At 66.3% G+C, this 5,461-nt stretch carries 7 protein-coding genes; 6 read left to right on the forward strand and 1 reads right to left on the reverse strand.

Going from position 1 to position 5,461, the window contains the following annotated elements; genetic code table 11:
* The 3 genes from AB4Y99_RS25200 to AB4Y99_RS25210 all read left to right on the forward strand — a co-directional run.
* Positions 1–546, forward strand: a 546-nt coding sequence (locus tag AB4Y99_RS25200; RefSeq protein WP_441525244.1) for an ABC transporter substrate-binding protein, incomplete at its 5' end; no start/stop codon positions are given.
* A 162-nt stretch (positions 547–708) separates the two neighbouring features.
* On the forward strand, positions 709–1,596 hold the full coding sequence (locus AB4Y99_RS25205) for a branched-chain amino acid ABC transporter permease (RefSeq protein ID WP_038364595.1): 888 nt from the start codon (positions 709–711) through the stop codon (positions 1,594–1,596).
* Between the two features lie 18 nt (positions 1,597–1,614).
* Positions 1,615–2,604 (forward strand): branched-chain amino acid ABC transporter permease, encoded by a 990-nt coding sequence (locus AB4Y99_RS25210; protein WP_370954908.1) that lies wholly within the window; start codon positions 1,615–1,617, stop codon positions 2,602–2,604.
* Between the two features lie 18 nt (positions 2,605–2,622).
* On the opposite strand, the gene AB4Y99_RS25215 is transcribed toward AB4Y99_RS25210, so the two are convergent.
* Positions 2,623–3,144, reverse strand: a complete 522-nt coding sequence (locus tag AB4Y99_RS25215) for a hydrolase (protein ID WP_248312472.1) — start codon at positions 3,142–3,144, stop codon at positions 2,623–2,625.
* 125 nt (positions 3,145–3,269) lie between these two features.
* Between AB4Y99_RS25215 and AB4Y99_RS25220 the strand changes: the two genes are divergently transcribed.
* The 3 genes from AB4Y99_RS25220 to AB4Y99_RS25230 form a co-directional block, all read left to right on the forward strand.
* Positions 3,270–3,710, forward strand: a complete 441-nt coding sequence (locus AB4Y99_RS25220; protein WP_112765200.1) for a MarR family winged helix-turn-helix transcriptional regulator — start codon at positions 3,270–3,272, stop codon at positions 3,708–3,710.
* A 33-nt stretch (positions 3,711–3,743) separates the two neighbouring features.
* Positions 3,744–4,148: a VOC family protein gene (locus tag AB4Y99_RS25225; protein ID WP_142022311.1), complete on the forward strand. Its 405-nt coding sequence runs from the start codon at positions 3,744–3,746 to the stop codon at positions 4,146–4,148.
* 110 nt (positions 4,149–4,258) lie between these two features.
* The coding region (locus AB4Y99_RS25230) for an MDR family MFS transporter (RefSeq protein ID WP_441525245.1) at positions 4,259–5,461 on the forward strand (1,203 nt) is incomplete at its 3' end.

Raw genomic sequence — 5,461 nt, forward strand, 5'->3', positions numbered from 1 at the left:
GTGATCGGGCTCGCCAATGCCGGCAGCGACACCACCAACGCGATCAAGCAGGCCGGCGAGTTCGGCATCGTCGCCGGCGGCCAGAAGCTCGCAGGGCTCCTCGTCTTCATCAGCGACGTCCATGCGCTCGGCCTGCAGGCGGCGCAGGGGCTGGTCCTGACCGAATCCTTCTACTGGGACCGCGACGACCAGACCCGCGCCTGGTCGCAGCGCTTCGCCAAGCTCAATGGCGGCAAGATGCCGACCATGGTGCAGGCGGGCGTCTATGCCGGCCTGCTGCACTATCTCAAGGCGGTCGAGGCCACCAAGAGCAAGGACACGGCGACCCTCATGGCCAAGATGAAGGAAATGCCGACGGACGACCCGCTCTTCGGCAAGGGTTCGATCCGCCCGAACGGCCGCAAGATGCACGACATGTATCTCTACGAGGTCAAGAAGCCGTCCGAGTCGAAGGGCCCGTGGGACTACTACAAGCAGATCTCCGTGCTGCCGGCCGAGCAGGCCTTCCAGCCGCTGGCCGAGACCGGCTGCTCGCTGGTCAAGTAACGAGCGCTTCCGGTCCCTCCACCGTCATCCCGGGCGCCCGCAGGGCGACCCGGATTCATCGGAAGGCTCCGGAACTCGACGATGGATCCCGGCTCTGCGCTTCGCTTGGCCGGGATCACGAAGAGGTTCGAGAGCCCACCCACAAGATGATCTGAGTCACGCATGTTCGAGCTTCTCGGAATCCCGCCACAAGCCTTGTTCGGCCAGGTCCTGCTYGGCCTGATCAACGGCTCGTTCTATGCSATCCTSAGCCTCGGGCTSGCGGTGATCTTCGGGCTGCTCAACATCATCAACTTCACCCATGGCGCGCAGTAYATGATGGGCGCCTTCGTGGCCTGGATGGCGCTGAACTATCTCGGGCTGAACTACTGGGTCGCGCTGCTGCTGGCGCCGATCGTGGTCGGCGCCATCGGTGTCCTGATCGAGCGGCTGCTGCTCAAACGCATCGCCCATCTCGACCATCTCTATGGGCTCCTGCTCACCTTCGGTCTGGCGCTGATCATCCAGGGCCTGTTCCGTAATTATTACGGCTCGTCCGGCCTGCCCTATGGCATCCCGCCGCAGCTTTCGGGCGGGCAGAATCTTGGCTTCATGTTCCTGCCGAACTACCGGGCCTGGGTGATCGTCGCCTCGCTCACCGTCTGCATCGGCACCTGGTTCCTGATCGAGAAGACCAAGCTCGGCGCCTATTTGCGCGCCGCGACCGAAAACCCGACCCTGACCCAGGCCTTCGGCATCAACGTGCCGCTGCTGGTGACGCTGACCTATGGCTTCGGCGTCGCGCTCGCCGCCTTCGCCGGCGTGCTCGCCGCGCCGATCTACTCGGTCAATCCGAATATGGGTGGCGACCTGATCATCGTTGTCTTCGCGGTGGTGGTGATCGGCGGCATGGGCTCGATCATGGGCGCGATCGTCACCGGCTTCTCGCTCGGCCTGATCGAGGGCCTGACCAAGGTGTTCTATCCGGAGGGCGCCGCGACCGTGATCTTCGTCATCATGGTGCTGGTGCTGCTGGTGAAGCCCGCCGGCCTGTTCGGCCGCCCGGCCTGACGCGAGAAGGACAACGACATGACCGATCTCGCCACCACCGAAGCCGCCAGCGGCGTCGCGCTCGCCGAGACCGACGACAGCACCGCGAAGCTGCACCGCAACCTGTTCATCGCCATCGCGGCGCTGCTCGTGGTCGCGCCCTTCGTCGCCTATCCCGTCTTCGTGATGAAGGTGCTCTGCTTCGCGCTGTTCGCGCTCGCCTTCAACCTGCTGCTCGGCTATGGCGGCCTGCTTTCCTTCGGCCACGCCGCCTATTTCGGCATGGCGAGCTATGTCAGCGCCTATACCGCCAAGAACTGGGGCCTCACGCCGGAGCTCGCGATCCTGCTCGGCACCGTGGTCGCGGCCCTGCTCGGCACGGTGTTCGGGGCTCTCGCCATCCGCCGCCAGGGCATCTATTTCGCGATGATCACGCTGGCGCTGGCCCAGATGGTGTTCTTCTTCTCGCTGCAGACGCCGCGCTTCACCGGCGGCGAGGACGGCATCCAGGCCGTGCCGCGCGGCAAATTCCTCGGGCTGATCAGCCTGGAGGACGACCGCGCGCTCTACTGGCTGGTGGCGGCGATCTTCCTTGGCGGGGTGCTGATGATCTACCGCATCATCCACTCGCCCTTCGGCCAGGTCTGCAAGGCGATCCGCGACAACGAGCCCCGCGCCATCTCGCTCGGCTACCGCGCCAACCAGTATAAGCTGATGGTCTTCGTGCTTTCGGCCACGCTCGCCGGCCTCGCCGGCGCGACCAAGGCGATCGTCTTCCAGCTGGCGTCGCTCACCGACGTCTACTGGACGATGTCCGGCGAGGTCGTGCTGATGACGCTGGTCGGGGGGCTCGGCACCGTCTTCGGCCCGATCGCCGGCGCGGTCGTCATCGTCGCCATGCAGAACTACCTCGCCAGCCTCGGCTCCTGGGTTCTCGTGGTCCAGGGCGGCATCTTCGTGCTCTGCGTCCTACTCTTCCGCGAGGGCATCGTCGGCCTCGTCGCGAAATGGATCAAGAAGCCGCTGTGACGCTCGAGAGCGGCGGGATCAGCGGATCAGCTGAGAGATCGCCCTGAACTGCGGATGCTCGGCGCTCCGCAGCCATTCGAACAGCACCATCTCGGTGGTGACGATCTCGGCCCCATGCGCCGCGAGGCGGCGGATCGCGACAGCGTGCGATTCCGGCGCGCGGGAGCCGACGGCATCCTCCACCACCACGACGCGGCGACGATGCTCGAGCAGGGTGATGGCCGTCTGGGCGACGCAGACATGCGCCTCGCAGCCGCAGATGAGGATGTCCCTGTCGCCGCCCAGGACTTCGAGAACGGCCGGCTCGGCGCAGGCGTCGAAGCTCGTCTTGGCGATGGCAGGGGCGGCTCCGGCGAGTTCCGGAACGGTCGGGCCGAGCTTGGACGGGCTCTGTTCCGTGACGATCACGGGAATGTCGAGCAGGCGTGTCGCTTCGACGAGGCGGACCGCATTGGCCAGGACCCGTCCTCCGTCATGGATCGCCGGCACCAGCCGGGCCTGCAGGTCGATGACCAGCAGCACGGCGTTCCCTGCATTCATGAGCGGCATCGGTCCGGTTCCCTGCGACAAGTGCGCCATAGGCATCTCACCCGGCAACGACCGTCAAGCCGGCAGAGCGTCGCTTCCGGCTTGACAGGAATCGTTGATATCAACAGAAAAGGATCATGACCGAACCACGAAGCGTCCCCTTCGAGACGACCCTGCTTGTCCGCGACTGTTGCCTGTGCCTGCATGTGCAGCGTGCGGCCCGCGCATTGGCGCGCCGCTTCGACGAGGCGCTGCGGCCGCTCGGGCTGACCAACGGGCAATTCTCGCTGCTGATGTCGCTGAACCGGCCCGAACCGCCCTCGCTCAAGCCGGTGGCGGAACTGCTCGCCATGGATCGCACCACSCTCACCGCAGCCCTGAAGCCGCTGGAGCGGCGCGGGCTCGTCAGCATCGCGGCCGACCCGCGCGACCGCCGCAGCCGGCGGCTCTCGCTGACCCCGGCGGGGCTTGAGCTTCTGGCCGCGGCAGTGCCGATCTGGCAGCGGACCCATGAGATCGTCGATACGCAGCTCAACGACCCGCCTCGCTTCCGGCGGGAACTCGGCCGCATCGTCTGATTACCCTCGCTTCCCACTTCTGAAGGACAAGCCATGCCCCAGATGATCTTTCTCAACCTGCCCGTGAAGGATCTCCCACGATCGATGGCTTTTTTCCAGGCGCTCGGCTTCTCCTTCAACCCGCAATTCACCGACGACACCGCCGCCTGCATGGTGATCAGCGACACCATCTTCGCGATGCTGCTGACCCACGCGAAATTCGAAAGCTTCTCGCCGAAGCCCATCGCCGACACCAATGAGAGCATCGAGGTCCTGACCTGCCTGTCGCGGGAGAGCCGGGCGGATGTTGACGCGATCGTGAAGGCCGCCGTCGCCGCCGGCGGCTCGACCTACAACGCGCCGCAGGACCATGGCTTCATGTATGGTCACGGCTTCCGCGACCTCGACGGCCATGTCTGGGAAGTGATGTGGATGGACCCGGCTGCCGTCCAGGGTTGAGCCGACCCGTCTCCACCGCAGAGCCGACCCCACGCCCCGCTCCTAGCGCATGATGCGTCGTGGAATTAACCTGTGGCCATTCCCCAGATGCAAGTTTGGCTGCAGGCTCCATGGACAAGCGGGTCGAGACACAGGCGCATGCCGCGCCGCTGACGCATGCGGATATCCGCTCGATCCYGATCGGCGTCATGGTTGCGATGTTCCTAGCCGCGCTCGACCAGACCATCGTCGCGACCGCGCTGCCGACGATCGGGCGCGAGCTCGGCGACGTCACCCATCTGCCCTGGATCGTCACCGCCTATCTCCTGGCCTCGACCGCGGTCACGCCGCTCTACGGCAAGCTCGCCGACATCCATGGGCGGCGCGTCGTGCTGCTCTCCGGCATCGTCGTCTTCGTGATCGGCTCGGTCGCCTGCGCGCTGGCGCCCAATCTCTGGCTGCTGATCGTCGCCCGCTTCGTGCAAGGGCTGGGCGGCGGCGGCCTGATCGCGCTGGCGCAGACCATCGTCGGCGACATGGTGCCGCCACGGGAGCGGGGCCGCTATCAGGTCTATTTCGCCAGCGTCTTCCTGTCCTCCTCGCTCATCGGCCCGGTGCTGGGTGGCGTGCTGGCCGAGAAGCTGCACTGGTCCGTGATCTTCTGGATCAACGTTCCGCTCGGCTTCGGCGCCTATTGGATGTCGAGCGCGGCGCTGAAGCGCCTGCCGCGGCATGAAAGGCCGCACAAGCTCGACGTTCTCGGCGCCATGCTGATGACGGCGGGAACGCTCTCGCTGCTGCTGGCCCTGTCCTCCGGCGGCACGGCCTATCCGTGGCGCTCGGCGCCGATCGCGGGGCTCATCGCGGCCACGCTGGTGTTGTGGAGCCTGTTCGCCTGGCGCCAGCGCACGGCCAGCGAGCCCCTGATCCCGCTCGACATCATGACCAACCGGGTGGTGCGCGCCGGTACGGTCGCCGCCGGCTTCGGCATGGGCACCTTCATCGGCCTGACCATCTATCTGCCGCTCTATTTCGAGACGGTGATGGGGCTGAGCGCGACCTATTCCGGGCTCGGCCTGTTGCCGCTGACCTGCGGCACGGTGATCGGCGCCACCGCCTCCGGGCGCGCGATGACGAAGCTCACCCACTACAAGCGCGTGCCCATGGTCGGGCTCGCCGTCGCGGCCGTGGGGACCGCGGTGATGGCCGTGTTTTCCGGCCGGATCCCGCTGGTGCCGTTCTGCATGATCCTGGCGATCGTCAGCCTCGGGCTCGGCACGCTGCTGCCCGTCGCGACGGTCTCGATCCAGAACGCCGTCAGGCCGCATCAGCTC

Origin of the sequence: Allobosea sp. TAB14, from assembly GCF_052113865.1 — a bacterium.
GTDB lineage: Bacteria > Pseudomonadota > Alphaproteobacteria > Rhizobiales > Beijerinckiaceae > Allobosea > Allobosea spartocytisi.

Coding starts and splice junctions, on each gene's coding strand:
- AB4Y99_RS25210 (WP_370954908.1), top strand. CDS start 1,615: ATGACCGATCTCGCCACCACCGAAGCCGCCAGCGGCGTCGCGCTCGCC.
- AB4Y99_RS25215 (WP_248312472.1), bottom strand. CDS start 3,144: ATGAATGCAGGGAACGCCGTGCTGCTGGTCATCGACCTGCAGGCCCGG.
- AB4Y99_RS25225 (WP_142022311.1), top strand. CDS start 3,744: ATGCCCCAGATGATCTTTCTCAACCTGCCCGTGAAGGATCTCCCACGA.